The sequence below is a fragment of the Kocuria cellulosilytica genome (assembly GCF_040981245.1).
Lineage (GTDB): Bacteria > Actinomycetota > Actinomycetes > Actinomycetales > Micrococcaceae > Kocuria > Kocuria cellulosilytica.
On the sequence record NZ_JAVFWZ010000034.1, the window covers coordinates 1 to 762 of the forward strand.

Consider the following 762-nt stretch of genomic DNA (forward strand, 5'->3'; position numbering starts at 1 on the left):
GGACAGCACCTGCTCCGCTGCCCCGACCCACGCGGGGTCCGTGGCGGCGACCTCGACGTCGTAGTGCATCAGCAGGGGGATGTCCTCCACCTGGGCGACGTAGAGCACCGCGATCTTGGACTCGACACCGGCCTCGCGCAGGGCGATGGCGTCGTCGAGCTTCGGCACGAAGAGGTAGTCGACGTCGGCCGCGTCCTCGATGACCTTCCCGAACACGTCCACGGGCTCGCCGTTCTTGAGCACCGCGCCCAGCTGGACGTTCCGCGGGAAGTCGGCCCGGATCTCCTCCGCGTTGCGCCGGACGGTCTCCGTGTCCACCGTCAGGACGGGGACGTCCTGCGTGCCCGGCGTCGTGTAGGTGTAGGCGGTCTTCTCCCCGACCTCGCTCCCGCCGGCGGCGAAGGAGACCTCGACCGCGCCGGGGGTCTCCCGCGCGGGGGCCAGGCAGGCGTGACGGGCGGACCGGTCGTCGAACTCGCACTCGACCTCGGCCTCGCCGAAGCGCGCGGTGATCGGGCCCTCGGTGTCCTCACCGGTGTCGGCCAGGACGAGGTTCCCGCCCCGCAGCCCACCGTGCGAGGGGGCGAGTGCGACCGGGCCGGAGCCGCTCGCCGGGGGCGCGTCCGGCGCGGAACCGCCGCCCTGGCCGCAACCCGCCAGGGCCAGCACGGACAGGACCAGCACGGATGTCACCAGGCGCCGTCCCCGGCCGTCCGTCGCGCTCACACAGTTCTGCCTACCCACGGCGTTCCTCCCCTTGAA

Annotated in this window: 1 protein-coding gene; it reads right to left on the bottom strand. The window is 73.0% G+C overall.

The features are described 5' to 3' along the window. The coding region (locus RCG67_RS16830; protein ID WP_368827935.1) for an alanine racemase at positions 1-726 on the bottom strand (726 nt) is incomplete at its 3' end. Positions 727-762 lie beyond the last annotated feature (36 nt).